This is a genomic window from Streptomyces sp. JL2001 (assembly GCF_050917515.1).
Classification (GTDB): domain Bacteria; phylum Actinomycetota; class Actinomycetes; order Streptomycetales; family Streptomycetaceae; genus Streptomyces.
Genome location: NZ_CP169421.1, coordinates 6,762,004 through 6,786,497, shown reverse-complemented (window position 1 = coordinate 6,786,497; position 24,494 = coordinate 6,762,004). Strand labels below are relative to the sequence as shown.

The 24,494-nt window shown below is 75.1% G+C and carries 22 protein-coding genes; 10 read left to right on the top strand and 12 right to left on the bottom strand.

All coding sequences use genetic code 11. The features are described 5' to 3' along the window. Positions 1-119 precede the first annotated feature (119 nt). Both ACE1OA_RS30370 and ACE1OA_RS30365 read right to left on the bottom strand, forming a co-directional pair. Positions 120-1,481 (bottom strand): MFS transporter, encoded by a 1,362-nt coding sequence (locus ACE1OA_RS30370; protein ID WP_432753673.1) that lies wholly within the window; start codon positions 1,479-1,481, stop codon positions 120-122. Positions 1,482-1,596: 115 nt separating this feature from the next. Then, positions 1,597-1,956 (bottom strand): ArsR/SmtB family transcription factor, encoded by a 360-nt coding sequence (locus ACE1OA_RS30365; protein ID WP_356602282.1) that lies wholly within the window; start codon positions 1,954-1,956, stop codon positions 1,597-1,599. A gap of 151 nt (positions 1,957-2,107) precedes the next feature. Here ACE1OA_RS30365 and ACE1OA_RS30360 point away from each other — a divergent pair, with 151 nt between their 5' ends. Beyond that, on the top strand, positions 2,108-2,539 hold the full coding sequence (locus ACE1OA_RS30360) for a PPOX class F420-dependent oxidoreductase (protein ID WP_356602284.1): 432 nt from the start codon (positions 2,108-2,110) through the stop codon (positions 2,537-2,539). Positions 2,540-2,595: 56 nt separating this feature from the next. Here ACE1OA_RS30360 and ACE1OA_RS30355 read toward each other — a convergent pair whose 3' ends face one another. Then, on the bottom strand, positions 2,596-3,168 hold the full coding sequence (locus ACE1OA_RS30355; protein WP_356602286.1) for a rhodanese-like domain-containing protein: 573 nt from the start codon (positions 3,166-3,168) through the stop codon (positions 2,596-2,598). A 74-nt stretch (positions 3,169-3,242) separates the two neighbouring features. Here ACE1OA_RS30355 and ACE1OA_RS30350 point away from each other — a divergent pair, with 74 nt between their 5' ends. After that, positions 3,243-3,521, top strand: coding sequence for a metal-sensitive transcriptional regulator (locus ACE1OA_RS30350; protein WP_356602288.1), 279 nt, complete (start codon positions 3,243-3,245; stop codon positions 3,519-3,521). Between the two features lie 132 nt (positions 3,522-3,653). Here ACE1OA_RS30350 and ACE1OA_RS30345 read toward each other — a convergent pair whose 3' ends face one another. The 3 genes from ACE1OA_RS30345 to ACE1OA_RS30335 form a co-directional block, all read right to left on the bottom strand. Continuing rightward, positions 3,654-4,439 (bottom strand): sulfite exporter TauE/SafE family protein, encoded by a 786-nt coding sequence (locus tag ACE1OA_RS30345; protein ID WP_356602290.1) that lies wholly within the window; start codon positions 4,437-4,439, stop codon positions 3,654-3,656. Between the two features lie 39 nt (positions 4,440-4,478). Then, entirely contained in the window at positions 4,479-5,852 is a 1,374-nt protein-coding gene (locus ACE1OA_RS30340) for a rhodanese-like domain-containing protein (RefSeq protein ID WP_432753672.1), read from the bottom strand. Positions 5,853-6,146: 294 nt separating this feature from the next. Further along, positions 6,147-6,560, bottom strand: coding sequence for a VOC family protein (locus tag ACE1OA_RS30335; RefSeq protein WP_356779662.1), 414 nt, complete (start codon positions 6,558-6,560; stop codon positions 6,147-6,149). Positions 6,561-6,917: 357 nt separating this feature from the next. On the opposite strand from ACE1OA_RS30335, the gene ACE1OA_RS30330 reads away from it, so the two are divergent. Both ACE1OA_RS30330 and ACE1OA_RS30325 read left to right on the top strand, forming a co-directional pair. Further along, positions 6,918-7,664 (top strand): beta-glucanase, encoded by a 747-nt coding sequence (locus ACE1OA_RS30330; protein WP_384870117.1) that lies wholly within the window; start codon positions 6,918-6,920, stop codon positions 7,662-7,664. 95 nt (positions 7,665-7,759) lie between these two features. Continuing rightward, the gene (locus tag ACE1OA_RS30325; protein ID WP_432753671.1) at positions 7,760-8,797 is read left to right on the top strand and encodes a serine hydrolase domain-containing protein; all 1,038 of its coding nucleotides are present in this window, start codon (positions 7,760-7,762) and stop codon (positions 8,795-8,797) included. A gap of 53 nt (positions 8,798-8,850) precedes the next feature. Here the strand turns inward: ACE1OA_RS30325 and ACE1OA_RS30320 are convergent, their stop codons facing one another. The 4 genes from ACE1OA_RS30320 to ACE1OA_RS30305 form a co-directional block, all read right to left on the bottom strand. Further along, positions 8,851-9,981 carry an FAD-dependent oxidoreductase gene (locus ACE1OA_RS30320; RefSeq protein WP_432753670.1) on the bottom strand — a complete coding sequence of 377 codons (1,131 nt, stop codon included), beginning with the start codon at positions 9,979-9,981 and terminating at the stop codon, positions 8,851-8,853. Between the two features lie 387 nt (positions 9,982-10,368). Next, positions 10,369-11,319, bottom strand: coding sequence for an aldo/keto reductase (locus ACE1OA_RS30315; protein WP_384870121.1), 951 nt, complete (start codon positions 11,317-11,319; stop codon positions 10,369-10,371). A gap of 52 nt (positions 11,320-11,371) precedes the next feature. Further along, positions 11,372-12,082, bottom strand: coding sequence for a VanZ family protein (locus ACE1OA_RS30310; protein ID WP_356602304.1), 711 nt, complete (start codon positions 12,080-12,082; stop codon positions 11,372-11,374). Between the two features lie 96 nt (positions 12,083-12,178). Further along, on the bottom strand, positions 12,179-13,801 hold the full coding sequence (locus tag ACE1OA_RS30305; protein WP_356602306.1) for a phospholipase D family protein: 1,623 nt from the start codon (positions 13,799-13,801) through the stop codon (positions 12,179-12,181). Between the two features lie 316 nt (positions 13,802-14,117). Between ACE1OA_RS30305 and ACE1OA_RS30300 the strand changes: the two genes are divergently transcribed. Next, entirely contained in the window at positions 14,118-14,945 is an 828-nt protein-coding gene (locus tag ACE1OA_RS30300) for a ribonuclease BN (RefSeq protein WP_356779667.1), read from the top strand. 156 nt (positions 14,946-15,101) lie between these two features. Here the strand turns inward: ACE1OA_RS30300 and ACE1OA_RS30295 are convergent, their stop codons facing one another. Further along, positions 15,102-17,294 carry a sigma-70 family RNA polymerase sigma factor gene (locus ACE1OA_RS30295; RefSeq protein ID WP_432753669.1) on the bottom strand — a complete coding sequence of 731 codons (2,193 nt, stop codon included), beginning with the start codon at positions 17,292-17,294 and terminating at the stop codon, positions 15,102-15,104. 384 nt (positions 17,295-17,678) lie between these two features. Then, positions 17,679-17,885: a hypothetical protein gene (locus tag ACE1OA_RS30290; RefSeq protein WP_356602312.1), complete on the bottom strand. Its 207-nt coding sequence runs from the start codon at positions 17,883-17,885 to the stop codon at positions 17,679-17,681. A gap of 158 nt (positions 17,886-18,043) precedes the next feature. Between ACE1OA_RS30290 and ACE1OA_RS30285 the strand changes: the two genes are divergently transcribed. The 5 genes from ACE1OA_RS30285 to ACE1OA_RS30265 all read left to right on the top strand — a co-directional run bounded on the left by ACE1OA_RS30285 (position 18,044) and on the right by ACE1OA_RS30265 (position 24,303). After that, complete coding sequence (locus ACE1OA_RS30285) at positions 18,044-18,847, top strand: N-formylglutamate amidohydrolase (protein ID WP_432753668.1); 804 nt, start codon at positions 18,044-18,046, stop codon at positions 18,845-18,847. A gap of 398 nt (positions 18,848-19,245) precedes the next feature. After that, complete coding sequence (locus ACE1OA_RS30280) at positions 19,246-20,724, top strand: hypothetical protein (protein WP_432753667.1); 1,479 nt, start codon at positions 19,246-19,248, stop codon at positions 20,722-20,724. A gap of 314 nt (positions 20,725-21,038) precedes the next feature. After that, positions 21,039-22,223: an AAA family ATPase gene (locus ACE1OA_RS30275; RefSeq protein ID WP_432754107.1), complete on the top strand. Its 1,185-nt coding sequence runs from the start codon at positions 21,039-21,041 to the stop codon at positions 22,221-22,223. Beyond that, on the top strand, positions 22,220-23,461 hold the full coding sequence (locus ACE1OA_RS30270; RefSeq protein WP_432753666.1) for a vWA domain-containing protein: 1,242 nt from the start codon (positions 22,220-22,222) through the stop codon (positions 23,459-23,461). Before ACE1OA_RS30275 ends, ACE1OA_RS30270 begins: the two co-directional genes overlap by 4 nt. 152 nt (positions 23,462-23,613) lie before the next feature. Next, positions 23,614-24,303, top strand: a complete 690-nt coding sequence (locus ACE1OA_RS30265; RefSeq protein ID WP_356602318.1) for a response regulator transcription factor — start codon at positions 23,614-23,616, stop codon at positions 24,301-24,303. The last annotated feature ends 191 nt before the right edge of the window (positions 24,304-24,494 follow it).

Here is a 24,494-nt window from a genome sequence, read left to right as displayed (position 1 = left end):
CCGGTGCCGTCGGCGTCGAGCTCTGCGACCTCCCGGAGCGTCCCCTCGCGGACGCCCCGGCGGGGACGGCGCGGGTGACGACGGGGCGCTGCGTCTGCGGCTGCGGCCGTTCGAGCTCGTCACGCTGCGCTTCGCCCGTTCCGGGTGCCCCCGCCGAGTCCGCGGGGGTGGAGGGCGTCCCGGCGGTAGCCGTGCACGTGGGGCCCGCCCGCGCCCGCCAGGTGCGGGTGGTCCGGCGGCAGCTCGGGATGGACGTGGGCCCTCCCGTCCGGGTCCGTACGCGGCCACAGCCGGACCGCCGCGACCGAGCCGGCCAGGGCGACGCCGGCCAGGACGGCGGCGCAGACCCGCGGTCCGGCCGTCGCGGTCAGCACGCCCGCGAGCGGGTAGGTGAGCAGCCAGCAGAGATGCGAGAGGGAGAAGTGCGCGGCGAAGGCGGCCGGCAGGTCGGTGCCGGCCGCCGAGCGGCGCACCAGCCGGCCACCGGGTGTCAGGACCGCCGACCCCACCGCGCCGACGAGGAACCAGGCGGCGAGCAGGCCGGGCCAGGACCAGGCACCGGTCGTCGCCGGCACGGCGAGCACCGCGGCGGTCGCGAACGCGGCGGCGAGCATCGGACCCCGTTCGCCGCGCCGGTCCAGCAGGGGCGGCAGGAGCAGGGCGGCGGCCATGGATCCGGCGCCGTACGCGCCCAGGGCGATCGGGACGTCGCCGGCGGAGCGGCCGAGGGTGTCGCGCACCAGCACGACGGTGCCGACGAGGACCAGGGCGCCACCGGCGGCCACCACGAGGTCGAGCGCGAGAAGGGCCTTCAGCCGTGGCGTGGCGAGGAAGAGCCGGGTACCGAAGGCGGCCTGGGCGTACCGGCCGCCGGAGCGAGGGGCCCGGTCCGGCGCCGGCTCGCCGGTCGCGGGTCCGGGGAGCAGGACGGAGACGACCAGCGCGGCCGAGGCGAGGAAGCCGATCGCGGTTCCGGTGAAGAGCCCTCCGTAGGGGACGAGGGTCAGGAGCGCGGCGGCCAGCACCGGGCTGAACAGGCTCTCCAGGTCGTAGGCGATCCGGGAGAGCGACAGCGCCCGGGTGTAGGAGCGTTCGTCCGGGAGCACGTCGGGGAGGGTGGCCTGGTAGACCGGCGTGAAGACGGCGGAGGCGGCCTGGAGCAGCAGGACGAGGACGTAGACCTGCCACACCTGGGTGACGAAGGGCAGCGTCAGGGCGATCGCCGCACGGGTGAGGTCCGTGGCGACGAGGAGGGCGCGCCGGGGTATCCGCTCGGCGAGCGCGCCGGCCACCGGGGCGATCGTCACGTAGGCGACCATCTTGAGCGCCAGCGCGGTCCCGAGGACCGCGGAGGCCCGGTCGCCGGCGAGGTCGTAGGCGAGCAGGCTCAGCGCGACGGTGGCGAGGCCGGTGCCGGTGAGCGCGACGACCTGGGCCGCGAAGAGGTGCCGGTAGGCGCGGTGGCGCAGCACGGACAGCATGGGGACCGCCCTCGTTCGGCTACGGGGTGGACTCCACCGTAGCCGACATGTGCACAGGTGCGCACATGTCGATTCGAGACAGGTGCGCCCCCATGGACACGCCCGTCCCGGGACGTCAGTCGTGCCAGGGTTCGCCCGTCACCTGGTGGTCGGCGTGACTGATCGCTTCCACGACCAGGCGCCGCATGTGACCGTCGGGCAGCGTGTACACGACCCGCCGTCCGTCCTTGCGGTGCTGGACGAGGCCGCCGAGACGGAGTTTCGCCAGGTGCTGGCTGACCGCGGGCCGCGCCGCGCCGCACGCCTCGGCGAGCGCGGTCACGTCCGACTCCCCGCGCGTCAGCAGCCACACCAGGTGCAGCCGGGTGGGGTCCGCGAGCAGCGCGAACACCCCCGCCGCCGCGGAGAGCTCGCGGGCACCAGGGGTGCGCTGGTGCGCATCACGCGCAGTGGGGAATCCCTCGCGTTCGGCCATGGGCTCATCGTAGGCACCGGGGACGGGGCCCGGACCGGGCGGGCGACGAGCGGGGCGGCACCGCGGGGCGGGGGACCCTCCGCGTACGCGGGCGGCCGGCGCACCCCGTGGACGCGGAATACACGGCGTCCGGCGGCGAGTTGATCCTGGCATGACCGACACAGCCTTCGACGCGCACGCACTGCTCGCGGAGAGCCGGCTGGGCGTGCTCGCGACGATCAAGTCCGACGGCCGCCCCCAGCTCTCCCCCGTCCTCCCCTCGTACGACCGGTCCGCCGGTGTCGTCCGGGTGTCGACGACGGCGGGGACGGCCAAGACCGCCAACCTGCGCCGCGATCCACGCGCCGCCCTGGAGGTCACGAGCGCCGACGGCCGGTCGTGGGCGACGGCCGAGGGCACCGTGACCCTCGTCGGCCCCGGGACCGACCCGGACGGCCCCGAGGTCCAGGCCCTGGTCGACTACTACCGCGAGGCGGCCGGGGAGCACCCGGACTGGGACGAGTACCGGGCGGTCATGGTGGCCGACCGGAGGGTCCTGCTCACGCTGACCGTGGACCACGTGTACGGCACGAGCCTGCGCTGACCGGCGGGCCGCCCGGGCCCACGGCACGGGCGGCGGACGGGCACGCGGCGGTGCGCTCAGACGGTCAGGGCCCGCAGGGTCGCCTCGAACCCGACGGCGTCCCGCGGGGCCCTGTTGTGGGGCAGCCTCGCGAGCAGGGCGGCCATGCCGCAGGCGTTCGTCACGCCGGCCAGGACGAGACCGGCTCCCACCAGGCCGGAGAGCCAGTGGGCGGGCGGCCAGGCCAGACCGGCCAGGAATCCGAGCAGGACCAGGGTTCCCGCGGCGAGGCGGACCTGGCGGTCCATCGGCCAGGTGGTCCCGGCCCCGGCGGGCCGCTCGACCGGGTGGCCGGCCGCCGCCCACGCGCCGGTGCCGCCGTCGAGGTTCGTGGCGTCGATGCCGAGTGCCGCCAGCTGGACGCAGCCCCGGGCGGACCGGGCACCGGAGGCGCATACGATCAGCAGCGGCACGCGCTCGGCCGCGGACCGCAGGGCGTGGGCGGCCTCCTCGACGCGGTCCAGGGGGATGTTGTGGGCGCCCGGAAGGTGGCCGGAGGCGTACTCGCCGGGCGTGCGCACGTCGATGACGGTGTACTCGCCGAGGCGGCGCGTCGCCTGCGAAGTGGTCAGGGCGGTCGGGGTCGTCACGGAACGGAACCTTTCGGTGGAGTGTTGACCCCCACGGTAGGATACCCGCAGGGGTATATGCAGGAGGAGGAAGCGTGCAACTCGACATGTCGGCCGAGGAGCTGAAGTCGGCGCTGAACCGGCTCCGGCGGGCTCAGGGCCAGCTGGCGGGCGTCATCCGGATGATCGAGGAGGGCCGGGACTGCGAGGACGTGGTCACCCAGCTCGCCGCGGTCTCTCGCGCCCTGGACCGCGCCGGCTTCTCGATCATCGCCACCGGACTGCAGCAGTGCATGACCGGCGAGGACCCGGAGATGCGGGACTCCGCGCAGATGCGGGCCCGGCTGGAGAAGCTCTTCCTCTCGCTGGCCTGAGTCCGCCCGCCGGCCCGGGTCCGCCCGCCGGCCCGGGTCCGCCCGCCGGCCCGGGTCCGCCCGCCGGCCCGGGTCCGCCCGCCGGCCCGGGTCCGCCCGCCGGCCTGAGTCCGCCCGCCGGCGCGGGTCCGCTCACAGCAGGGCCGTGGCGCCCATGGCGGCGGCCACGGCCAGCAGCACGCCGCCGAAGACCCGCTGGAGCGCCCGCGCGGAGACCTTCGCGGCCAGTCGCCGGCCGTCCCAGGCCCCCAGGACGGCGGTGGCGAGGAACGGCATGATCAGCGCCCAGTCCAGCTGCACGGCGGTGGAGGCCCGGGCCGCGAGGGCGACGAGCGCGTTGGCGACGATGACGAGCAGGCTCGTCCCCACCGCCGCGCTCATCGGCACGCCGAGAACCGTGACCAGCGCCGGCACGGCCAGGAATCCGCCGCCGACACCGAGGAGACCGGTCACGGCGCCGAGGCCCGCCCCGGCTCCCGCGGCACGGCCGGCCGCCGACGGACCCGCCGCCCCGTTCCCGCCGGCCGCCGCCTCCGTCTCCGCGCCGCTCCCGGCCGGCCCGGCGCTCCGCAGCATGCGCACCGCCGCCAGCCCGGCCAGTACGGCGAACATCGCGGTGAGCAGCGCGGCGGGCAGGTGTACGGACACGAGGCCCGCCGCGGCGGCGGGCAGCAGTCCCGCCGCCGCGAAGAGCAGACCGGCGCGCCACAGCACCGCTCCCGCCCTGGCGTGGGCCAGCAGCGCGGTGAGAGAGGTGCCGATCACGACGACGAGGCCGGCGGTGGTCGCGGCGGACGGGGCGAAGCCGAGCAGGTAGACCAGCGCGGGCACGGTGAGGATGCTGCCGCCCGCCCCCAGGGCGCCGAGGGCCAGGCCGACCACACCGCCCGCGATCAGGGCCAGGACGAGCGCGGTCATCGGCGCGCCCCGCGTGCCGGGCCGGGCACCCGCGCGCCGTCAGTCACCGGACGGGGCGACGATCGTGAGCCCGGCCTCGGCCGCGGCGGCGTACCCGTCGTCGACGGCCACCACCGCCCGGCCGGCGGCGGCGAGCACGGAGGCGGCGATGGCGGCGCGCATCCCGCCCGCGCAGTGCACCCAGACGGTGCCGTCCGGCACGTCCTCCAGGCGCCGGTGGATCTGGTGGACGGGCACGTGCACGCTGCCCTCGATCCAGCCGCCCGCGCGCTCACCGTCCCGGCGCACGTCCAGCACCACCGGATCCGCGCCTCGCCGCCGCGCGGCGGCGAGGTCCGCGAACACGGCACGCGGGAACGAGCCCGGCTCGGCACCCTCCGCGAGCCAGTCGGCCGGCCCGCCGACGGCCGCCGCGGCCGGACGGTCGATGCCCACACGGGTCAGCTCGCGCTGCGCGCGGGCGATCTGCTCGGCGCTCTCCCCGAGAAGGGTCACGGGCCTGCCCCACGGGATCATCCACGCGAGATGGACGGCCGGCCGGCCGTCGACCTCGAAGTTGACGGAGCCGGTCACGTGGCCGGCCGCGAAGGCGATCCGGCTCCGCAGGTCGACCACCCACTCCCCGGCCGCGAGACGCCGCTCGATCTCGGCGGCGTCGGCGCGCCGCGGCGGGGTGAGGTCGACCGGCGCCGGACCGGCGGCGTTGGCCGGGCCCATGTGCGCGTAGTACGCGGGCACGTCCTCCAGCCCCGCCAGCAGGTCCTTGACGAAGGTGTCCACGTCCCGCACGAGGGCGGGGTTGGAGGCCTTCTCGGTGCCGATGGTGCCGGAGGTCGCGCCGGCCTGGCCGGCGGAGCAGAAGCTGCCGAAGCCGTGCGTGGGCAGCACCCGGACCGCGTCGTCCAGCTCGCCGGCCAGGCGGTGCACGGAGGCGTACTGGGCGCGGGCGAGGCTCTCGGTCAGCCGGGGCTCGACCAGGTCGGGGCGTCCCACGCCGCCGATCAGCAGGGAGCCGCCGGTGAAGGCGGCCACCGCGCGGCCCTGTTCCTCCAGGACGTACGAGGTGTGGTGCGGGGTGTGGCCGGGAGTGGCCACCGCCCGCAGCACGAGCCGCTCGTCGACCGACTCGACGTCCCCGTCCGTCACCGGCACCCGCGCGAAGGCGACGTCGGCCCCGGCCGGGACCAGATAGCGCGCGCCGGTCAGACGCGCGAGCTCCAGGCCGCCGGTCACGTAGCCGTTGTGCACGTGGGTCTCGGCGACGGCCACGATGCGCACACCGCGACGGGCGGCCTCGGCGATCACGCGATCGATGTCCCGGGGCGGGTCCACGACGACCGCGGCCCTGCCGCCGCCCGCCAGATAGCTGCGGTTGCCCAGCCCCTCGGTCTCCAGGGTGTCGACAAAGAACACTGCACTCTCCCTCGTGATGTTTACCCCCGGGGGTATCTATTCTCCACCGTAGCAGTAATACCCAGGGGGGTATCCAGAAGGGTGTGTGACACCCACCATGACCAGGGCGGGACGAGGGCGGCCGGACCGGCGGGTCCGGGTGGCGGCCGGTGCGGCCCGGCGCGACGCCGGACGAGGGCGGCCGGCAGGGGCGGACACACGAGGCCCCGCCTCCGCCCTCCGGTGCGCCGGAGGGCGGAGGCGGGGCTCGCGGGCGCGTCACGAGCCGCCGCCCCGGGCCGGGAGGCGGTCGGCTCAGCCGCGTTCGCTGATGTTGACCATCCAGGTGACGCCGAAGCGGTCGGTACACATGCCGAAGACGTCGCCCCACATCTGCTTCTCCAGCGGCACCGCCACCGCGCCCCCGCTGGAGAGCTTGTCCCAGTAGCCGCGCAGTTCCCCGGCGTCCTCCCCGCTCAGGCTCACCGCGATGTCGTTGCCCGGCTTGTGCTCCGTGCCCGGCGGGTTGTCGGCACACATCAGGGTGAGGCCGCCGTCCGTCTCCAGCATGCTGTGCATGACCTTGTCGGCGACGGCGCCGGCCTGCTCCGGGGAGACGTCGCCGTAGGTGCTCAGGGTCAGGGTGCCGCCGAAGACCTCCTGGTAGAACTCCACGGCCTGGCGGGCGTCGCCGGCGAAGCTGATGTAGGGGTTGAGGCGAGTGGCCACGGGTCTGGTTTCCCTTCGTGAGGCGTCGTCACCTCGGGCGGAGACGGCGATCCGGACGGATCGAGCGTGCGTGACGCGGCCGTGCGCCGCCAGCCGACGCACGCCGGACAGCGCAACGATGGACCCCAAGGCGTGACGGCCCGACGGATGCCGCGGGCGCCGGGGAACCGCGCCAGGCGACGCCGAGCCGAGGGGAGCCGAGGGGACGCCGCCCCGAGGCGGCCCGCCCCCCATTCCCATGACGATTACTCCTTCGTGACGACTACTCGACACACTGTGAGCATTTCCGCATGAGTGACGCGCCTGTGGGCAGAACCGCTCCAGACCGCCCATACCACCCCTTCGAGGGAGTCACCCATGCTCACAGGCCTCATCGACCGGCTGAAGCGGCGTCGCAGAGGGCAGGGCCGCGACACGATCCCGGCACCCTCGCGCGCCCCCGCGCCACCCCGGACCGCGTCACCGGTGTTCACCGCGGACTTCCGTTCCACCACCCAGTGGGTCGCCGGCCACTCGTGGGCCTACCCGAACGGCGGGCCGACCAACGCCGGCGACAACAAGCTGGACCACCTCGTCGAGGACCCCGCGTACAGCCGCTCGGGCGTCTTCCGGGCGACCCGGCGGCCCGACGGCAAGTGGAACGCCGGCCTGCTGACGACGGAGGGCAGCGCCGAGGGATTCATGGTGCGCGCCGGCGACGTCCTGGAGGCGCGGGTGAAACTGCCCAGGGAACTGGGCGCCTGGCCGGCGATCTGGACCTGGCTGGACGGCGGGCAGGAGATCGACGTCTTCGAGTACCACCCCGACAACCCGGATCTGCTCGAACTGTCCAACCACGTGCGGGGAGGACATCTCTACTACCGGGATCCGGCGATCCGCCCGGGTGAATGGGTCACCCTGCGGACCGAGTTCGGCGCCGGCTCGGTGGTGTGGAGCGTCAACGGCGTGCGGGCCTTCGCCGACCGGCGCGGGGTGGGCCGCAGTTGGCGGGCGCATCTCATCGTGAACCTGTCCGTCTGTGCCGGCCGCTACCACCCGGCGCCCGACCCGAACACCTCGGAGATGTCGTACACGGTCTCGGAGCTGAAGGTGTTCCGACCCTGAGGGCGGTGCCGGACGGCGCATCCTTCGGGCCCGGTCAGGGCATACCGTCTGAGCCCGCCACCTTCGGGACGCCCGACCGCACACCGGGGGACGCCATGGGACTCCGCGCCGACCGCATCGAATCGCTCGTCCGGGACGCCGTGGGCGCACGGGTCTGCCCCGGAGCCGTCTGGTCCGTCGGGGACTCCGGGGGCATCCTCGCCGAGGGCGCCGCGGGTCTCCTCGACCCCGCGCGCCCGCACGAGCCGATGCGGACCGACACGGTCTTCGACCTCGCCAGTCTCACCAAGATCCTCGCGGTCTGGTCCGTCGTCGGCCTCCTCGCCGGGTCGGGCCGTCTCGAACTCCACCGGCCGCTGGGCGCGTTCTGGCCCGAGGCGGCCGGCCGGCCGCTCGGCGACGCGACGGCCCACCACCTCCTCACCCACACCGCGGGTCTGCCCTTGCGGGCGAACCTCCGCCACCACTACGGCACCGATCCCGCGGACGTCCGCGCGGGGGTGCTCGACGCACCCCTGCGCCACCGGCCGGGCGAGGCCGTCGCCTACACCGACCGGGCGGCGCTCGTCCTCGGCTACCTCGCCGAACACCTCACCGGACGGACGCTGGCCGAGCTCGCGGCGACCCGGGTCTGGAGCCCCGTCGGCATGACCGAGACGCGCTACGGTCCGCTGCCGCCCGAAGTCGTGGTCCGGTGCGCTCCCACGGAGTTCGACGACGAGACGGGCACCCATCTGAAGGGGACAGTGCACGACTTCTCGACCCGGCTGCTCGGCGGTGCCTGCGGCATAGCCGGGGTCTTCGCCCCGGCCGGCGACCTCGCCCGGTTCCTCACCCTCATGCTCTCCCCCGGCGCCTCCCCGTTCGACTCGGGGTGGGTCGGCGACTCCCTGCGCGTGCACACCGGCGGGCTCGTCCCCGCGCGGGGACTGCTCTGGCACCCCGACCCCGACCTCGGAACCGGCGGGCCCGCGGACGTGTGGGCACACTTCGGCTTCACCGGCACGGCGATGTGGATCGCGCCCGGCCGCCACCGCTGGGCGGTCCTGCTCACCAACAAGCTGTACTTCACCCGGGAACGGGGCCCGGTGGCCGCGCTGCGGGCCGCGTTCCGCTCGTACGCCTTCGCCTGAAGGGCCCCGAACGGCGGCGCGCACCGACCCGCGACCGCGAAACCGCCCGCCGGTCACGGGCGTTCGCGCAACGCCCCCATCACCCGCCCCATCAGGCCGGGGACGTCGGCGTCCCGGACACCGTCCAGTTGCCAGCGGCCGATCTGCACCGACGCCTCCACCACCGAGCGGACCCGCGGCAGGCGGCGCTCCGTGTACGCGTCGAGCAGCTTGTCGTCCCACGAGGATCCCTCGGTGAGGAGCTCGGCCAGCACGAGGGAGTCCTCCAGGGACATCGCGGCCCCCTGCGCCAGGGTGGGCGGGCAGGAGTGGGCGGCGTCGCCGACGAGGACGACGCGGCCGCGGTACCAGGGGCCGTCCACCAGGTGCTCGGTGCACCAGGTGTAGTTGACCGGGGACGTGTCCGTCAGCGCGGCGGTGATGGTCTTCCAGTGACCGCCGTACCCCTCGGCGCGCTCGCGCATCTCCCGGACCAGGGAGACCGGGTCCGCGGCGGTCCGGTCGCGCGCCGCCTCGACCAGGTAGGCGTAGACGGTGTCGGGGCCGGTCGGGCAGAAGCCGGCGATGAACGCCGGTCCCCCGAAGGCGAGATGGGTGCGGTCGACGCCCTCGGGGCGGGGCGCGGGAGCCCGCCAGACGGCCATGCCGGTGGGCCGCGGGGTCTCCGTGATGCCGATCAGCGCCCGGGTGGCGGAGTGGACGCCGTCGGCGGCCACGACGAGGTCGTACCGGCCGGAGGTGCCGTCGTCGAAGCGGACCTGCGCGCCCTGGGAGTCCTGGGCGAGGTGGGTCAGGGTGCGGCCCGGCCGGAAGCGCGCGCCCGCCGCGAGGACGGCGTCCGTGAGGATGCCCTGGAGCACGGGGCGCCGCATGCCGAGCGCGGCGGGCAGATCGTCCCCGCCGGTCCGCAGGTCGTCCTGGGTGACGAGGGGCGTGCCGTCCGGGGCGACGATCGTGACGCCGTCCAAGGCGGCGCCCCGCGCCCGTACGCGGTCCCACACCCCGATCGCGTCGAGCACGCGCAGCGCGTTGCCCTGCAGGGTGATGCCGGATCCGCGGCCGGCGTTCCCGTCGGGGCTCCGTTCGACGAGATCGACGGCTGTGCCCGCCCGGGCCAGCAGCACGGCGAGTGCGCATCCGGCGGTTCCCCCGCCGATGACGAGAACGCTTCGGGACCGGGTCATGGACGGGTCCTCCCCCAGGACGGGGCCGGTCGCGCCGGACGGGGCGCGGTGCCCCGGGGGTGTCTCGCCCCCGGGGCCGGCCGGACTGTGCCTCGGCCGGGCCGGCGGCGACGACGGCGGCGGCCGGCGAGGCCGTGATCACGCCGAAGCGTACCGGGAGGCGCCCATCACCCCTGCGCGCAGGGGAAGTTGGGAGTGCGGCCCAGGCCGGACGGGCTCCGGGTCCGCCCCGCACCACCGGAACGGCCTCACCAGAAGGGGGTTGGTGAGGCCGTTCTCCCTCGGTGTCCCGTGGGGGGGATGACGACCTGCTGCCCCGGCTCCGGTGTCTCACACCCACCCGGTCGGGGATTTCTTCGCGGACCGCGGGGCGGGGTGCCGGGCGGGTCACGGAAGGGCCGCGCCGCGGGCGGTCACCCACAGCGTGTACCACTCCTCGTGGGTCAGGTCGGGCTCGCCGGTCGCCGCGTCCCGGCAGGCGCGGATCCGCCCGGGGTTCGACGAACCGACGACGGGGACGACGCGGGCGGGGTGCCGGCGGAGCCACCACAGCACGATCGTCTCCGGCGTGGTGCCCTTCGCCTCGGCGAGCGAGCTCACGAGCGCGGCGGTGGCGTGCTCCTCGGGGGTCTCCTGCCGGCCCGTGTAGCGCCCCTGGGCGAGCGGCCCCCATGCCTGGAGGGAGATCCCGTGCGTCAGGCAGTGCTCGACGGTGCCCGCAGGGAAGCCGTTGGCGGCCGACTCGGGGGTGTTGACGAGCACCCCGTCCTCCAGCCAGGCCCTCCGGTGCAGGCTCATCTCCAGCTGGTCGGCCACCAGCGGCAGCGCGACGTGCGTCTGGAGCCGGGCGATCTGCGCGGCGTTCATGTTGGAGACGCCGAAGCGGCGGACCAGACCCTGGCGGTGCAGCGAGGTCAGGGCCTCGCCGATCTCGGCCGGGTCGGCGAGCGGGTCGGGACGGTGCAGGAGGAGTACGTCCAGCACATCGGTGCGGAGCCGGGCGAGACTCTCCTCGACCTTCCGCTCGATGGTGGCCCCGCGCAGGTCGTAGAGCCCGGGCCGGTCGCCGTCGGCCAGTCGGATGCCGCACTTGGTCTGCAGGGTGATCCGGTCGCGGAGGCCGGCCGATCGGGCGAGGACCTCGCCGAAGACCGCCTCGGCCTTGCCGTGCCGGTAGATGTCGGCGTGGTCGAAGGCGGTGATGCCGCTGTCGAGGGCCGCCTCGACGGCCGCCTCCGCGGCGTCGACGTCGGCGGCCGTGTAGGGGCTCGTGTCCCAGGCACCGCCCAGGCCCATGCAGCCGAGGACGAGACGATCGGGCTTCTCACTCGTGGTCACGGGGCCCACCCTCGCACACATGGGCGCGGTCGGGCGGGCCCGCCCGGACACGTCAGGTACGGCGGGAGGACCACCAGTGCCGCCGCGGCGGGTGTACCGCCCGGCCGAGCCTGCGTCCCACCACCACGTACCCCAGCAGCGCCCCGAAGGTGTTGAGCACGACGTCGTCGATGTCGAAGGCGCGCCCCGTGATGAGCGCCCCCTGGACCAGCTCCACCACCAGCATCGTCGCCACCGTCAGCAGCCCGACCCGGAGGAAGCCGCGGGTGTACGGGGACACCACCGGAAGCAGGAGCCCGAACGGAACTCCCAGCAGGATGTTGCCGCCGAGCTGCTTGACCGTGTCGCGGAACGCGGGCTGCGAGAGGTAGTTGCGGATCGAGTCGCCGGGTTGCAGGTTGGTGTGGGTGAGCACCTCCGAGGCCGGCGACGGCTGCAGGGTGAGGCGCGCGAGGACGACGGCGAAGGCCACCATGCCCGCCAGAGCCAGCACCGTCACGGCGATCCGGATGACAGGGCTCGGCCCTCTGCGCGCCGGCTTCGCCTCCTCGGCGCGGGGCTTCCGCCGAAGAAGGCGGAGGGACCTCCCCTTCTCGGGCGGGGCGGGCTTCGCCTCCACGCCCGGTTTCCGCCGCCCGAGGCGGAAGTACCCGCCCTTCCCGGCCGGGGCGGACTTCGCCGCCTTCGCACGTGCCGTCCCGGATCCCGTACCGCCGCCGGCAGCCGCGCCGGCGGCCAGGCGGCGTCTGATGTGTACGCCCATCGATCCCCCCAAGTCCGTTGGTGCCTTCGTGGAGTTGCGGTTACCCCCGATGTGCCGTGGCACGCCCCGGTCGTCACGCGGAAGGCTTCGCGCAGCTCAGAAGGTGTTCCGGCGGCGCAGCCGCAGCGGTCGCCCGTCCGGGTCGACGAAGAGGCGGTGCAACGGGATCGCGACTGCGCGCTGCGCGGCGGACAGCTCCGGAGGGACGTACCGGCGCAGCCGGCCCGATGGCCGCGGACCGCGTCGGCCGCTCGCGTACCAGGCGTCGAGCGCCGCCGCGGTCTCCTCGAAAGCGGCGAAGGCGGCCACCGGGTCGGCGAGGGCGTCGGACTCCGGGTCCGGACGCCCGTCCGCGCCCCGGGCGTCCAGGTGCTCGCGCATGAGCTCCAGCCGGAGCTCCCGGGCGAAGGGCCGCGCGCCGTCCCCGAGACCGGCCGGGTCGAGCGGCTCGCGCGGGTCCCTGCGTACGTCGAGCACGGCGCAGCCGAGCTCCGAATCGTGTGTCCACGAGCGGAGGTTGACGTTGTCGGAGCCGACGGAGACCCACACGTCGTCGATCACGCACACCTTCGCGTGGACGTACACCGGGGTGCCCTCGGGATTCTCGACCGCGTACACCGCGACCCGGTCGCCGCCCGCGCGGCGCAGCGCGTCCAGGGCCTCGATCCGTCCGATCAGGTTCATGGGCAGGGTCAGCCGGCCGTCCTGTTCCGGTACGGCGGGGACGACGGCGATCAGGAGCAGCCCGGGAGAGGCCCGCAGCGCGCCGGCGAACGCGCCCACCACCCGGGGCGACCAGAGGTACTGGTCCTCGACGTAGATCAGCGCCCGCGCCCGCCCCAGCGCCTTGAGGTAACCGCGCGCGATGCTGCGTTCGCCGTCCGGGGCGAAGGGGTAGCCGCGCAGCAGCCGGTTCGGATAGGTGCGGAGCACCTGGACGGCGTGCGGGCCGCAGGGGGCCGGATCGGCCGACTGGGGAGGCAGTTCGTCGGCCTCCGTGTCCTCCTGGTGCGCCCGCTCGCGCAGGCGGAGGAGCGGGCTGCGGCTGAGCGGCGCCGGGTCCTCCCAGCGTTCGCGGAAGACGGCCTCGATATCGCCGACGGCCGGCCCGCGCACGGCGAGCTGGACGTCGTGCCATGGGGGCCGCGGCCCGTACGCGGCGGCCATGGGCAGCGCCTGCGGGTCGCCCCGGTGTCCGGCGTCGTCGCGGCGGTTGTGGCAGAGGTCGATGCCTCCGACGAACGCGACGTCCCGCTCCGGGCGGCCGGGGTGGCGCAGGACGACCATCTTCTGGTGGTGCGATCCGCCGGGGCGTACCCGCATGTCGAGCAGGCACTCGCCGCCGGCCCGCGCGAGCTCCTCGCCGAAGTGCCGGTTCTCCGTCTCGCTGTACTGGAGGGTGTCCAGGTGGGAGCGCCACAACAGGCCCTTGACGACGACGCCTCGCCGCGCCGCCCGGCAGAGGAGTGGGCCGATCTCGGTGCCGGGACCCGCGAGCCGCTCGTCCGGATCGCCGCGCCAGTCGGTGAAGAGGAGCAGATCACCACCGCGCATGCCGCGCACGGCCGCGAGCAGCTCCGCGAAGTACGTGGCACCGTGCACGAGCGGCCGGACGAGGTTTCCCTCGGACCAGGCCGTTCCGCCGGGGCGGCGCTCGTCGAGGCGCGTCGCGGGGTTGCCGCGTTCGCCGCGTTCCAGGAACCAGTCCGCGCGGGTCACGACATCGAAACCTCCACTTGTTCCCTTACCCGCCAGGGCGCTCCCCCACCCGGCGGGACCGGAACGGCCGGCCCGGTGAGGACGGGCGGCGTGACGGACCGGCCGGTGGGCGTGTCGTGGCGAGCCTGCCCGGGTCCCGGCGTGAGCGGCCGCCATCCCCGTGGCCCGCGCCTCGCGTTGGCCCGGGTGGCCGGGCGGCCCTACGGTGGAGGCACCAGCGTCTTCCCGCGGAGCGCGCCATGCTCGTCGTCCCGAGCGCGGCCGGAGTGCCCGGGGTGCCGGCGCCGGCCGTCACGGCCGCGCCTCCCCCGGCACGATGACGGCCCCCGACCCCACCGGACGGCCTTCTCCTCTCGCGCGGGCACGCAGTGTGATCCGCCGATTGCGGGCCGGTCACCGCTGGGGGCGGGTGACCGCACTCGATCTCTGGCAGCGCTCGCTCGGGTTCGCGGCGCTGGGATTCCTCACCCTCGTACCCCTGCTGATCGTGGTGTCCGCGGCGGACACGGAGAGCGGACGCGGCTTCGCGCAGTGGCTCGGGGACGGGCTGGGGGTCTCGGCACCGGCACGGGCGGAGATCGCCCGGCTGTTCGCCCTGCCGGGCCAGGTCTGGCGGACGACCACGGCGTTCGGTCTCGCCGTACTCGCCGTCTTCGGTCTCTCCTTCGGCACGGTGGTCCAGTCCGGCTACGAGAAGGTCTGGGACCTGCCGCCGGAGCGCTGGTGGTCGCGGTGGCGCCACGTGGTGTGGCTGGCCGTCCTCATCGGTGTCCTCTACCTGTTCGCGGTCACGACCCTCTGGGGCGACAACCCGGCCCGCGGCGTGGGCACCGCACTCTGCGGCACCCTGTTCTTCTGGTGGTCGCAACGCTGGCTGCTGGGCGGCCGGATCGGCTGGCTCGCGCTCCTGCCGGGGGCGGTCGCGACGACGGTGGGGCTCCTCGGCCTCAGGATCTTCTCCCGGCTGGTCTTCTCGCCGCTGATCGCCTCGAGCGCCGTCACCTACGGCCCCTTCGGCGCCTTCCTCGTCATCCAGTCCTGGCTGCTCGCCGTCGGCGTCGTCGTCTTCGGAGGTGCCCTGGTGGGCCGGCTGCTCGATGACGTACTGCCCCGGATGACGAGGGCGATGAGACGGCGGAGGTGACGGGGCGGGGATCGAGAGGAGCGGCACGGGGCGGGGCAGGGGGCCGGTCCGACGGCCGGCCGCCACCCGCCACCCGCCACCCGCCACCCGCCACCCGGCTCCCGGCTCCCGGCTCCCGGCTCCCGGCTCCCGGCTCCCGGCGGATCGTGCCGGCCGTCAGCGCGCGCCGAAGACCTGGGTCCAGTAGGGGCCGCCCTCGTCGTGGATCCCGATCCCGATCTCCTTGAAGGAGCAGTTGAGGATGTTCGCGCGGTGGCCCGGGCTGTTCATCCAGGACTCCATCACCTGCTCGGCGCTGCTCTGACCCATGGCGATGTTCTCGCCGTACGTCGACCAGGGGTAGCCGGTGGCCGTGACGCGGTCGCCCGGACCCTTGCCGTCGGGGTTGGTGTGGTCGAAGAAGTCGCGCGCCGCCATGTCGTCGGAGTGGGCCTGAGCCGCCCTGGTCAGCTGCGAGTTCGCGGTCAGCGGGGAACAACCCGCCTTGGCGCGCTCGGCGTTGACCAGGCTGATCACCTGGTCGGCGGTGGAGTCGGAGCCGGATCCGCTCTTCGAGCCCGTGTCGGAGCCGGAGTCGGCCGTCTTCGTCGGCTTGGGCGCGGGCGACGAGGTGCGGGGTGCGGCCGTCTTCGGCGGCGTGGCCTTCGCGGTGCGGCTCGGTCGGGCGGACGGGCTCGCGCTGGCACTGGCGCTCGCCGACGTCGACGCCGAGGGGGAGGGGGTCGCCAGGAGGGCGGTCGGCTGCTGGCCGAAGGGCAGGTCCGGACCGGGGGCCGCGGCACGGTTCACGTCCAGCGCCTCACCGTCGCCGTCGGGTCCGCCGCTCAGGTAGAAGGACCCGCCGGTGACCGCCACGACCGCCATGCCGGCGGCGACGACGGCCCTGCGGCGGCCGCGCCGGCGCTCCTGCTCCTGACGCCGCCGGGCACCGCGCGAACCGCGGCCGGCCGCTCCGACGGGGGTGACGGTGCTCTGTGTCGCGTAGGGCGTGAACGCCTCCTGCGCTCCGGGGCCCTCGTGCCCGGCCGCCGACTCGAACGGCTCGCGGCCGTCCGCCGGACGGTACGCCTCGTACTGCCCGTACGGCGCCGGGTCGTACGGCGCGGCCTCGTAGCCTCCGCCGGTCCCGTACTGCGGCGCCGGGTCGTACGGCCGGGTCGCCTCGTACGGTGCCCGCTGGGCGGGTATCCCGTAGGGAGCCGTCGCCTCGTACGGCGACGGCGACGGTATGCCGTACGGCGCCGTCGTCTCGTGGGCCCCGGGCGTCTCGTAGAAGCCCTGGGTCTCGTACAGGCCCTGCGTGTCCTGGAAGCCCTGGGTCTCGTACAGGCCCTGGGTCTCGTACGGGCCCTGCGTGGCGTACCCGCCCTGGGCGTCGTACAGGCCGGCGGTGTCGTGGACTCCTGGTGTGTCGTACGGCCCCTGGGTCCCGTACGTGCCCGTCGCCTCGTAGGCGCCCGTGGCCTCGTACGGCGCGGGCGACCCGTACAGGGGGTCGGAGCCGTACGGCTGTGCCGAGTAGGCGGTGGTGGCCGTGGTCGTCGCGGCGAGGCCGAACGCGGCGCCGTCCCGGACGGCGGCCAGCAGCATCGCCGACGGCGGCACCAGCAGCAGTCCGGCCAGCAGGCCCTCGGCGGGGACGAGGTTGCTCCAGAGGCCCGCGCAGTGCGCGCAGCCACGGGCGTGGCGGGCTATGCGCTTGCGCCAGAGAGCGGAGGGACGGCCGTCCCACGTGCCCAGCTCGGACCGGAGCGTGGGGCACAGCGGGTTCTCCGACAGGGCCCGGACGACCACGCGGGCGGTGTCGAGCTGCGCCTTCATCCGCTGCACCCGGACCGCGGTGTGCTGCGTGGACAGCTCCAGGGCCGCCGCCACCTCGTAGCGGGTCAGCTCGCCCGCGCATTCCAGCCACCAGAGCGAGAGCAGCGCGCTGTCGTCCGGCTCCATCCAGCGGGTCGCCTCGGCGGTCTCGCGCCGCTGCCCGGACAGGTGCAGCTTGACCACCGCCAGGTCGACGAAGTCCGCGCCGGGGTGAGCGACGTCACGCGCCTCGTCGAGGGCGCCGATCGGGAGTCGGGACTGCTGCTTGTGCCAGTGCCCCCGGATCCCGTTCATCGTGATGGCCACGAGCCAGGACCGGAAACTGTCGGGGGCACGGAGAGCGGGGAGACCGTCGAGCGCCCGCAGCATGGTCTCCTGCACGACGTCGTCGACGTCGTGGTGACCGTTCAAGGCCCGTCCCACGATGTTGTACACGAGGGGCAGGTAGGCCGCGATGAGCTGGTCCTGCGCCCACAGGTCGCCGCCCTGTGCAGCCCTGACGAGCTCCGTACCGTGCTGTGTAGCCATGCCCTGGTTCACTCTGCCTGTCCCGCCTGTTGTCGATGCCCGGCACCTGGGAGACCGCAGGCCGTCTCCCGGATAACAGGAAACGCCGAAAATTCCGCGGCACGTCTTCGGTGCGGGCTCGAAGCCTCTCGACCGAGCGGCCGAGACGATACCCGTCCGACGCCCAGGAGCCTACGCCACCGCCCCACGACCCCCGTTGGCCCGCTTTGCCCACTTTCATGGCGTTCCGGTGTGGCGCGTATCGGTCGAAATGCCCACGGAGCAGGCGTGCTTCGCCGCCGGTCCGGAGCGCGGCGGCGGGACGCCCGGGGCGGCGTCGCGGGCCGGGCCCGATGGCGGCGGGCGCTCCGCGTCCACGACACCGGGCCGGGCTCGACCGGCAGGTCAGCCGCCGTCCGAGTCGCCCCCGCCGCTCCCGGAGGAGATCGAGTGCCCCCGCCGGCGGCCGGACCGGCGCACGGCCTCACCGGCCGCCAGTGTGACGGCGGCCACGCCACGCACCCAGCGGGGCCCGCCCCGGGCGCCCCAGACGACACAGACGCACCCGGCCACCACGAGAGCCAGCACCACGGACAAGACGAGCAGGATCATGCTCTTCCCCCTGTTCCCTGCGTTTCTCGGTCCGGGTCATTGTGGCAAGGGGCGCGGACGGCGTGCCGGGGCGGCCTCGGTGGCGGTCGACGGCGGCCTGTCGGTGCGGCGGGCGATCATGGACGGGACACCACCCGTACCGCACCCCAAGGAGACACATGACGGACACCGCCCCCTCGTTCCGGCTCCACCCCGGCGCTCCCGACTCCCCGGTGATCCTGCACGTCCCGCACTCCTCCCGGGTGATCCCCGAGGACGTCCGCGCCGGCATCGTGCTGGACGACCGGGAACTCCGCGTGGAGTCGGACCACATCACGGACGCGCACACGGCGGAGATCGCCGAGGCGGCGGCGGAGGCGGCGGGCCTCACCCCCTGGCGCTTCGTCAACGGACTGTCCCGGCTCGTCGTCGACCCCGAGCGCTTCCCGGACGAGCGCGAGGAGATGCTGGCGGCGGGGATGGGCGCCGTGTACACGCGGACCACGCACCGCGAGGACCTGCGGCGGGCGGACTTCGACGGACGGCCGCTGATCGAGCGGTACTTCCGGCCGTACGCGGCGGCGATGACGGCCGCGGTGACGGAGCGGCTCGACGCCGTGGGGCGGGCCGTGGTCATCGACGTCCACTCGTATCCGACGAAGGCGCTCCCGTACGAGCTCCACGGCGACGGGCCGCGACCGCCGGTCTGTCTCGGGACGGACTCCTTCCACACGCCGCCCGCGTTGCTCGACGCGGCACGGGAGGCGTTCGCGGGCTTCGGCGGCATCGGGCTGGACAGCCCGTTCGCGGGCACGTACGTGCCGTTGCGGTACTACGGCACGGCCGCGAACGTCGGCGCCCTCATGGTCGAGATCCGGCGTGACCTCTACATGGAGGAGCCGGGCGGGCCCGCGGGCCCTGGCCTGGACGCGCTGGCGGCGGCACTGGCCCGGCTCGTCGACCGCGTGTCGGGGTCCGCCTGAGGGGAGTCGGCGGAGGGTGGTCCGGAGGGGGTCGGCCGAGGGTGGTGGGCGCCGCGCGTGTGGGGAGAGGTGGGCGCCGCGCGTGTGGAGCGGGGTGGGCGCGTGGCGGGCGGCGATCCGTGCACCCACGTCCGAGAGCCGTGCGCTCAGGGACGACCGGGGCGGCCGGCGGGCGCACGGCGTCCGGGACGTGTTCCCGGGCGAGGGGCACGCCTGACCGTCACTCACCGTCGAAGAGGCCGGACCGACGTCTCACGCCGCTGTGCGCCTGCCGTGCCCGCGCGGGCCGATCGCCGCGAAATCTCCTGGCAGCGCGCCGGGCACGGCGCTATGCTCGCCGCGATGATCACTCTTTCTGCTCACAGTTGGGGGGTCCCGTCCACGCAAGGTGAGTGCTGATGCGCACTCCCTTCCCGGACGACGACTCCCGTCTCTCCCTCTGGTCGCGCGTGCGTCGGTACGCCGTGCCGGCCACCATGATCGAGACCGCCACCGCCCGCCGCGCCGTCGGCGACTGGGCGGGCGCGTGCAGCGCCGCGCACTTCGACGTCGACCTCGACCTGCGTTCCGTCGCACGGTCGTACGGCACGGAGGCGGCCTCCCGAATCCGCGCCGATCTCCGGCACCTCGCGCCCGATCTGCTGCGCTGGCACATGCCGAGGGTCGCTCCCGACGGGCTGCTACGGCCCGGTCTGACCCTCGCTCTGGCGCGCTACGACGCTCCCGGGCGCGACGGACCGCATCCGGTGCACCTGGTCGTCCGGACCGCACCCGCCTGGGCGGACGCCGGTCAGCGGATGAGCCTCGCGCTGTGGGACGGTACGCGGCCCGGCGCCGACGCGCGACGGCATCCGCATCCCCGGCCCCACCCGCGGTTCCGCCTCGACCTGCACCGCCATCTCTGGGACGCGCGGCGGACGGACGAGCTCCGGACCAGGTCGGGTGCGGTCGGAGCGGCATCCGCGGGCGGCGGGCCGACGCGCTCGGATCCGCAGGACGCCGGGAGCCCGGCTGGACCTCAGCTGGTCCAGGGCGCCCCGGACGCCTTGCCGCTCGACGTCCCCTGTGCCGTGGATCGTTGGGCGGCGGAGGCGGCGATCCTGCTCCGTGCCGAGGGGCGGCCCGAGGCCGGCGGACGGGTCGCCGTGCGGGTCGGCCGGCACCGGCTGGTCCTGCACCTCGCCCCGGGCGGCGACGGCTCCGGGGGCGAGCGCCCGGGCACACCGCGTGGCGGGCCGGTGGTCACCACGGCGACCTCCGACGGTGCGGCCGGTGCCCTGCCGGTGCTGCCCGACGCGGCGACCTGGCTGCTCCCCGACCTCGAACTGCTCCGTGCGGACGCGGTCGAGGCCGGTGAACTCCATCCGCTCGTCGTCTCGGCGCTCCTGCCCGACCACTCCTCGCACGGCCTCTCCAGGGCTTCGGTCCTGGAGCCGGCGGGACGGCCACGCCTGGTCGAGTGCCGGGGCGCCGAGCACCGGATCGGCCTGGTGGACGGCGTCCTCACCCCGCTGGACCACGATCCGGTCGAGATCGGGCGCGAGGAGCTGCTGGTCGCGCTGACCGGCACCCCCCTGCCCTGCCTGCGGGCGATCGACGAGGCGCACCGCAACCCCCACTGTCTCAGCGGGGTGCGGGAGCGCCTGGACCACGGCGACACCGCGGGTGCCCTGAAGATCGTCGAGGCGCTGCTGGGTCCGGAGGCGACGCTCCGCAACGGCGCGCTCCGGGACGCCCTGGAGGCGGCTGCCCGACGGCGGCTCACCTACGGGCTGTTCAGGGCGGGGCTCGTCGGCCCCGCGCCCGGCCGCCTCCGGCCCGGCCCGCGGCGTCCCCGCGACCATCGCTCCCACCCTCGCCACACCGCGGGGCGCTGAGCGGGACTCCGAGCCCGTACGCCCTCCTGGCCGTCGCCGCGCGCCCGGTCCGGTCCGGCCTGCCGCCCCTGCCGTCCCGTGCGCTCGCCACCTCGGCCCTTCCCGCCTTCCCCCACCACCTCGCTCTCGCTGCCGTCCGCTTCCCCACTCGCTCACCACGAACCCCAAGGTGATCACTCGTGACCTCTTACGCACCGCTCCTCGCCACCGACCCCGCCGTCGACCTCGGCTCCGGCCGCGCCACCGACCCGGCCGGGACCGCGCCGCCGTGCCCCGGCCGTTACGACGCCAATCAACTCGACGTCGCCGGAGCGCTGTTGGCTCTGCTGCGCGACACCACCACGGAAGCGCGCGCCGACATCCAGCTGGAGGCCCTGACGCTGGCCGTGGCGGCCGACCTGCCCGTACTGCTCTGGGGCCGGCCCGGCATCGGCAAGACGGCGGCCCTCACCCAGCTCGCCGCCACCCTCGACCTCCCGCTGACGACGGTCATCGCCAGCGTGCACGAGCCCTCCGACTTCTCCGGTCTGCCCGTCGTCGGCGACGACCCGGCGGAGCAGGGCGTCCCGATGGCGCCGCCGGACTGGGCCGTCCGCCTCGTCCGGGCGGGCCGGGGGCTGCTGTTCCTCGACGAGCTGTCCACCGCGCCGCCCGCCGTCCAGGCGGCCCTGCTCCGGCTCGTCCTGGAGCGGCGCGTCGGAGCCCTGCGCCTCCCGTCCGGCGTGCGGATCGTCGCCGCCGCCAATCCGCGCTCCTCCGCCGCCGACGGCTGGGAGCTGAGCCCGCCGCTGGCGAACCGCTTCGTCCACCTCCAGTGGACCCACGACCCGGACGTCGTCGTCCGCGGCCTCGGCGGCACCTGGCCCCGTGCCACGCTCCCCCGGCTCGACCCGGAGAAGCTGGCGGAGTCCGTGGACTTCGCCCGCCGCGCGGTGTGCGGGCTCCTCGCCGCGCGCCCCGCGCTGGTCCACCGGATGCCCACCACCGAGACGCACCGCGGCGGAGCCTGGCCGTCGCCGCGGACCTGGGAGATGACCCTGACCCTGATCGCCTTCGCGACCGCCGCCGGTGTCTCCCGCGAGGTGCTCGCCCTGCTGGTCAGGGGCACGGTGGGGGACGGTCCGGGGCTGGAGCTGCTGGCGAGCCTGGACCGGATGGACCTCCCCGACCCGGAGCTGCTGCTCGCCGACCCGGCGTCCGCCGAACTGCCCGAGCGCGGAGATCTGCGCCAGGCCGCGCTGGACGGGGTGGTGGACGCCGTCCGCAACCGGCCGGAGCGTTCCCGCTGGGACGCGGCATGGGCGCTGCTGGCCCGGGCCGTGGAGACCGGTGCCCCGGACCTGGTGGTCGTCCCCGCGACCACGCTCGCCTCGCTGCGCCGGGAGGACTGGGACCTGCCGGAGTCGATCGAGAAGCTCGCCGGGGTGGTCGCGTTGTCCCGGCGGGCCGACGAGGCGGTGTCCCGCGCCAAGGACGCCACCGCGAAGGCGCCCCGATGACCGCCGGCGCCACGGGGGAACTGGACCTCGACAAGCTCTACGCGGCACGGCTGCACGCCGCCCGCGTCCGGCCGTACCTGGCGACGGCGCTCTTCGCACTGCACGTCGTGGCGTCACGCCGGGTACCGACGATGGCCGTCGACCGGCACTGGCGGTGCTACGCCTCGCCGGGCTTCGTGGCCGGGACGCCGGTCGAGGAACTGGCGGGCGTCTGGGTGCACGAGGTGTCGCACCTGCTGCGCGACCATCACGGGCGCAGCGACCGGGTGGCGCGCGAGCGCGGGCTGACGGCCCCCGGCGACCGGCTGCGGATGAACATCGCCGCGGACTTCGAGATCAACGACGACGTCTTCGGCGACGGGCTGGTCGGCCCCGAGGGGGCGGTGCGGCCGGAACACCTGATGCTGCCCGAGGGGCAGCTCATGGAGGACTACCTGCGTCAGTTCCGGCTCGGGCCGCGGACCCAGGACTGGGCCTGGCTGGACTGCGGCAGCGGTGCGGACGGCGACGAGCGGGAGTGGGACCTGGGACCGGACGGCGCGAACGGCCTGACCGCGCAGCAGCAGGACGCCGTGCGGTTCCGGGTGGCACAGGGCATCTCGGGACGGCCGGGGAACGCGCCGAAGACCTGGCGGCGCTGGGCGGAGGAGGCGTTCCACCCCCCGCAGCCGTGGCGGGAACTGCTCGGAGCGGCGGTCCGCTCGGCGGCCTCCGGCAGCGGCGCCGGCGAGGACTACAGCTACGGGCGGCCGTCGCGGCGGTCGGCCGGGATCCCCGGCGTCGTGCTGCCGAGTCTGCGGCGCAGACCGCCCCGGGTCGCCGTCGTCATCGACACGTCCGGCTCCGTCAGCGACGCCGAACTGGGCGGCGCGCTCCTCGAGGTCGCCGCGATCTCACGCGCCGTGGGCGGTCGGCGCGATCTGGTCACCGTGCTGCCGTGCGACGCGGCGGCCGGGGTCGCGTACCCGCTCTGCCGGGCCGAGGGAATCCCGCTGCTCGGCGGAGGCGGCACGGATCTGCGCACGGGTTTCACCCGGGCGCTGCGGCTGCAGCCGCGCCCTGACGTGATCGTGGTGCTGACCGACGGGCAGACGCCGTGGCCGGACGCGCCGCCACCGTGCCGGACCGTGGTGGGCCTCTTCCCCCGGCCGCTGTCCACCGGCTCCTGGGACGAGGACGACCCCGACCACGAACCGGATACACCGCCCTCCTGGGCACGGGTGGTGACCATCGGGTGACCCCGCCGGGCGAACCCGCCCGGAGGGGGCGATGCCCGGCGCCGCGGGACGGGCCCGGCAGCGTGGACGGCCTTCCTCCGGTGCATCGGCGCCCACCCTGGGACACTGGACGTGGGGACGGGCCACCACCGGAACCGATCTCAGGGGCCGCCATGTCCGACGTACCGGGCTTCTCCGCCGAGGCACCCGTCCGGGTGTTCCTCGTGGACGACCACGAGGTCGTCCGCCGCGGCCTGCGCGACCTGCTGGGTGCCGAGGCGGACCTGGCCGTGGTCGGCGAGGCGGCGACGGCCGGGCAGGCCCTCGCCCGCGGGCCGGCGCTCCGGCCCGACGTGGCGATCCTGGACGTGCGCCTTCCGGACGGTGACGGCGTCTCCGTGTGCCGCGAGCTGCGGTCCCGGATGCCGGAGCTGGCCTGCCTCATGCTCACGTCCTTCGACGACGAGGAGGCCCTGCTCGACGCGATCATGGCCGGTGCCGCCGGCTACGTCCTCAAGCAGATCAAGGGCTCCGACCTGGTGGCGGCCGTCCGGACGGTGGCGACGGGGCAGTCGATGCTCGACCCGGCGACGACGGCCCGGCTCATGCACTCGCTCCGGGACCCGGAGCCGGCGGGCCCGCCGGAGGACCAGCGGCTCGCGGTCCTCACGGAGCGGGAGCGGGACGTGCTGGAGCTGATCGGGGAGGGCCTGACCAACCGCCGGATCGCCGAGCGCCTGTACCTGTCGGAGAAGACCGTCAAGAACCACATCTCCCGCCTCCTCGGCAAGCTCGGGGTCGAGCGCCGGGTCCAGGCGGCGGTCATCGCCGCGCAGGTGCGCGAGCACGAGGAGCAGCGCTGACGGCGGTACGCCGACCGCCCCGGTCCGACACGGCGGGCTCCTCCGGGCCCCGCCGCCCGGTGTGCTCCCGGTGGTGCCGGCCCGGAACCGCGCGGCGTCTCCGCCCTTCGCACCCGTCTGTGAGCCTGCGTACGCCGTACCCGACCCCGCCGGCTCAGGTCCCCTGAACGGGCTACCCGGCGAGGCTCCCG

Excerpts from the sequence above, each read along its gene's own strand:
- ACE1OA_RS30265 (WP_356602318.1), top strand. The coding sequence starts at position 23,614 with ATGTCCGACGTACCGGGCTTCTCCGCCGAGGCACCCGTCCGGGTGTTC.
- ACE1OA_RS30320 (WP_432753670.1), bottom strand. The coding sequence starts at position 9,981 with ATGACCCGGTCCCGAAGCGTTCTCGTCATCGGCGGGGGAACCGCCGGA.
- ACE1OA_RS30345 (WP_356602290.1), bottom strand. The coding sequence starts at position 4,439 with ATGACCGCGCTCGTCCTGGCCCTGATCGCGGGCGGTGTGGTCGGCCTG.
- ACE1OA_RS30295 (WP_432753669.1), bottom strand. The coding sequence starts at position 17,294 with ATGGCTACACAGCACGGTACGGAGCTCGTCAGGGCTGCACAGGGCGGC.
- ACE1OA_RS30325 (WP_432753671.1), top strand. The coding sequence starts at position 7,760 with ATGGGACTCCGCGCCGACCGCATCGAATCGCTCGTCCGGGACGCCGTG.
- ACE1OA_RS30360 (WP_356602284.1), top strand. The coding sequence starts at position 2,108 with ATGACCGACACAGCCTTCGACGCGCACGCACTGCTCGCGGAGAGCCGG.
- ACE1OA_RS30290 (WP_356602312.1), bottom strand. The coding sequence starts at position 17,885 with ATGATCCTGCTCGTCTTGTCCGTGGTGCTGGCTCTCGTGGTGGCCGGG.
- ACE1OA_RS30370 (WP_432753673.1), bottom strand. The coding sequence starts at position 1,481 with ATGCTGTCCGTGCTGCGCCACCGCGCCTACCGGCACCTCTTCGCGGCC.
- ACE1OA_RS30300 (WP_356779667.1), top strand. The coding sequence starts at position 14,118 with ATGACGGCCCCCGACCCCACCGGACGGCCTTCTCCTCTCGCGCGGGCA.
- ACE1OA_RS30285 (WP_432753668.1), top strand. The coding sequence starts at position 18,044 with ATGACGGACACCGCCCCCTCGTTCCGGCTCCACCCCGGCGCTCCCGAC.
- ACE1OA_RS30310 (WP_356602304.1), bottom strand. The coding sequence starts at position 12,082 with ATGGGCGTACACATCAGACGCCGCCTGGCCGCCGGCGCGGCTGCCGGC.
- ACE1OA_RS30330 (WP_384870117.1), top strand. The coding sequence starts at position 6,918 with ATGCTCACAGGCCTCATCGACCGGCTGAAGCGGCGTCGCAGAGGGCAG.
- ACE1OA_RS30365 (WP_356602282.1), bottom strand. The coding sequence starts at position 1,956 with ATGGCCGAACGCGAGGGATTCCCCACTGCGCGTGATGCGCACCAGCGC.
- ACE1OA_RS30270 (WP_432753666.1), top strand. The coding sequence starts at position 22,220 with ATGACCGCCGGCGCCACGGGGGAACTGGACCTCGACAAGCTCTACGCG.
- ACE1OA_RS30280 (WP_432753667.1), top strand. The coding sequence starts at position 19,246 with ATGCGCACTCCCTTCCCGGACGACGACTCCCGTCTCTCCCTCTGGTCG.